Source organism: Binatus sp. (SeqCode), assembly GCF_035272065.1.
Classification (GTDB): Bacteria; Desulfobacterota; Binatia; order Binatales; family Binataceae; genus Binatus.
Window position 1 is genome coordinate 1 of sequence record NZ_DATEQZ010000108.1, and the last position, 3,300, is coordinate 3,300.

5 protein-coding genes and 1 pseudogene are annotated in these 3,300 nt (G+C 60.2%); 3 read left to right on the forward strand and 3 right to left on the reverse strand.

Annotation, left to right across the window (positions count from 1 at the left end; genetic code table 11):
- Positions 1 to 204 (forward strand): hypothetical protein (locus VJX68_RS17330; RefSeq protein WP_324096977.1); only part of this gene is annotated, 204 nt, incomplete at its 5' end.
- An 8-nt stretch (positions 205 to 212) separates the two neighbouring features.
- Here the strand turns inward: VJX68_RS17330 and VJX68_RS17335 are convergent.
- Genes VJX68_RS17335 through VJX68_RS17345 form a run of 3 tightly spaced genes read right to left on the reverse strand, consistent with a single transcriptional unit; the run spans position 213 to position 2,005 of the window.
- Positions 213 to 560, reverse strand: a complete 348-nt coding sequence (locus tag VJX68_RS17335; protein ID WP_324096978.1) for a hypothetical protein — start codon at positions 558 to 560, stop codon at positions 213 to 215.
- A 9-nt stretch (positions 561 to 569) separates the two neighbouring features.
- A complete protein-coding gene (locus tag VJX68_RS17340; protein WP_324096979.1) occupies positions 570 to 806 on the reverse strand; it encodes a hypothetical protein in 237 nt (78 codons plus the stop codon).
- Between the two features lie 8 nt (positions 807 to 814).
- Positions 815 to 2,005: an alpha/beta hydrolase gene (locus VJX68_RS17345; RefSeq protein WP_324096980.1), complete on the reverse strand. Its 1,191-nt coding sequence runs from the start codon at positions 2,003 to 2,005 to the stop codon at positions 815 to 817.
- A 142-nt stretch (positions 2,006 to 2,147) separates the two neighbouring features.
- Between VJX68_RS17345 and VJX68_RS17350 the strand changes: the two genes are divergently transcribed.
- Positions 2,148 to 3,068, forward strand: a complete 921-nt coding sequence (locus VJX68_RS17350; RefSeq protein WP_324096981.1) for a TIGR03560 family F420-dependent LLM class oxidoreductase — start codon at positions 2,148 to 2,150, stop codon at positions 3,066 to 3,068.
- Positions 3,061 to 3,300 (forward strand): annotated as a pseudogene (locus VJX68_RS17355) (hypothetical protein); the annotation flags it as partial. The gene VJX68_RS17350 and the pseudogene VJX68_RS17355, both read left to right, overlap by 8 nt.

Below are 3,300 nucleotides of genomic sequence, written 5' to 3' on the forward strand. Positions count from 1 at the left end.
CGCATCGCGCCGTCGCTCAAGAAAAAGTTGAAGCGCAATCTCGCCGACTACGCCGCGCTCAAGACTCGCGAGGAAGTTTCGCTGAGCGCGCTGCGCGATTCACTCCCCGCCGGCGCGCTGTTGATGGTTGCGCCGGACCTCGGCCGCGAGCCGCGCACGATCGCGGACCTAGCCGAGATCGGCCGCGGCATCCAAGCCATTTGATCGCCCGATCAACTCGATTTCTTCGCGCGCCGAATCGCCGGTTTCGCTTTCGCGGGTTCGTTGTGATCGAGCAAACGATCGAGCTTGATGCTGAGGTTTAACAGTTGCGAGCTCAGATGATCGAGCCGCGCTTTCAGGTCGCGCACGTCGCGTTTCGAGGGAATATTGACGAAATCGAGCACCTGCTCGACGTTGCGATCGAACGACTGCTTGTTCGCCATGAAACGTTCACCGGCCTTGCCGAAACTCGAGCGCATCCTGTCGTTCGACATGATCTCGTTGAAAAAGCCGGTGATGCCTTCCTCGCTCATCTGGCGGAGTTTGTTCATCAGGTTGTCGTCGTCGCGGCGTGCCATGATTTTCAACTATATATAGAGGGGCGCGCCGCGCAAACCGATGAGCACTCTTGCCAGCATTCTAAGCATCGCGTCGGGATTCGCCCTGATGGGGTACCACGAGACACCCGCGAATCTGATCGCAACGTCGATCATCGTCAATCTCGCGCTCACTCCGTTAACCGCAATCGTAGCGTCGCGCCGCGGCCGCTCGATCACGCGATGGACCATCGCGGGGCTGACGCTAGGCGCGTGGGCGCTCGCCACAGTTATGATTATTCCTGCGAGCCGCCCCGCTCCACCGCTGCCCGACGCCCCGGATTATCCGCCGACTTCTCGTGCTGCTTGATCCACGCCGCCGTCGGCGCGAATACCTGGCTCTCCGACTTCGTACCTGCCAACACGTCGAGATGGCCCCAGTTGTCGAGCTTGGTGAATGAAGGGTCGGGCGCGCCGGTCAATTTCGATGCCGCTTCGACCTGGCCGGGCCAACCCGCACCGAAGTTCGTGCTCGCGAACGCGATCACGGGAATCTTCGACGCCTTGAGCGACGCGAGCAGGTCCGGCGTGAACGGATTCTCGCCGTCCTGCACCGAGGGCCAGTAGCGATCGTAGGCGATTAGTAGTTTGGCGAGCACAACCGCGTCGGAATAACCGCCCTGCATATTCGCGAACGCGCCGTTGCCGGGGGCCGCATCGTACATGACGTGCTCCAGGTTTTCGCGCGCACTCTTGTACTTGGGAATCGGCGCCGGTTGATCAGGATTTTCGATCAGCATCTGCATCAGCTTGTAGCGTTTGTCGTAAGTCAGATGTTTGCCGCCGATATCGTCGGCATACTGGCCGGCCGGCGCCGACTCCGAGCGCATCGGATGAGTCGGAATGAATCCGTCGAGCGCGATGATTCCCGCGACGCGCTCCGGATAATGCTTGGCCGCGAAGAGGTATGCGAACTCGACGCCGCGGCTGAAACCGGCGACAAAGATCCTGCTACGGCCGGATTTTTCGCTGACGAACTTTGCCGCCGCGTCGATGTCCGACTCGAAAAGATCGTTGGTCCATCCCGCGAGCTCGGACAGGTCGCTCTGCGGCGTCGGCGACGGAATAAAATGCGTGCGATAGTCCATCGACCACACGTCGACACCCTGCTCGGCGAGGTAAACCTGGAACGAGTAGCGCGGATCTTCGAGCGCAACTTCGCCGTTCATGTTGGTGCCGGGCAGATACAGAACGACAGACTCGGGATGCACGGGCGGAGTTGGTCCTTTGGCCACGCGATGCAGCGCGATTTTGTCGAACGACGATTTGCCGACGGTCGCTTCGAACGTCCATTCGTAAATTCCCGGCGCGCCCTCTAGTTCGCGCGCAACGCCAACGGGAGTAAAGTCGGCGGCCGATGCGAACGTCGCGACGAGAAGAAGCAGGACCGCCGATAAGTCGAGGACAATGCGTCGTCGAATCTTCATGGGCACAATCCTCTCCACAATTTCCCGTCGCCGCACAAGTCCGCGAGCGCGCCGGGCCGTCGCTGGTTGACCCTTCGCGGTGCGGCGTGCGAAACAGAGTCGGAAGGTTCTCACGCTAATTTCGCACGGGAGTAGATTTCAAATGAGCAAGAAAGTGCAATTCGCCCTGTTCTCTCCGCAAGCCGGACAATCGTGGCATCAGCTCGAAGAGCGGGCGCATCGATGTGAGAAGCTCGGCTTTCATTCGATGTGGCTGGTCGATCATATGTGGACGCGCGGGATGCCCGATCTTGATCATCACGAATGCCTGGCGCTGATGGCGGGGCTGTCGGCGAAGACCGACAAACTTCGCATCGGCACCATGGTCATCTGCAACTCGTACCGCAATCCAGCGCTGCTGGCGAAGTCGCTCGCGACCATCGACCACATCAGCAACGGCCATCTCGAGATCGGCTACGGCGCAGGCTGGATGGACGAGGAATACAAGGCGTACGGCTACCAGTTTCCGTCGATGGGCACGCGGCTGAAGATGTTCGAGGAAGGCCTGCATATAATGAAGGCAATGTTCACTGAGAAGCGCGTGACATATAAGGGCCGGCACTACTCGGTCGAAGAAGCGATCTGCAATCCCAAGCCGATGCAACAACCGCATCCACCGATCACGATCGGCGGCGCCGGCGAGAAAGTCATGTTGAAGCTGGTCGCGCGGTTCGCGGACCGGTGGAACTGTCCGGCCGGCTACGAAAGTTTCGAGCACAAGTTCAACGTGCTCAAGCAGCACTGCAAGGACGTCGGGCGCGACGTAAACACGATCGACGTGTCCGAGCAGTTGCTCGTGTGCATCGGCTCGAGCGACGCGGAGGTCGAGGCGAAGTGGAAGGCGGCGCAAATGCTCAAGCCGTTTGTCAGCACCGGAATCAAAGGCACGCCGAAGCAATTGATCGAGGAACTCAAAAAGCGTGTGGCGATGGGAATCACGACATTCGTAATTTTCTTCAGCGACTTCGCGCCGCCGCCGACCCTCGAGCTGTTCGCGAAGGAAGTGATGCCGGCGTTTGCCTAGGACGATCAGACTCCTCGCGCCGTTCGTGGTTGCCCTGCTGATCGCGGGATGCGTCAGTCAGCCGTCATTCTACACTACGCAGCTCGACACCAGCGGCGGGCTCGGGCCGGGCGATCCGATAACGCACGCGTCGGCGACGATTGGTCACGTGACGGGAGTCTCGCCGATCAGCGACGGCGATTCGGAGATTGCGTTCGACGTCGATGGTTCGCACGCCGACGAGATTCACTAC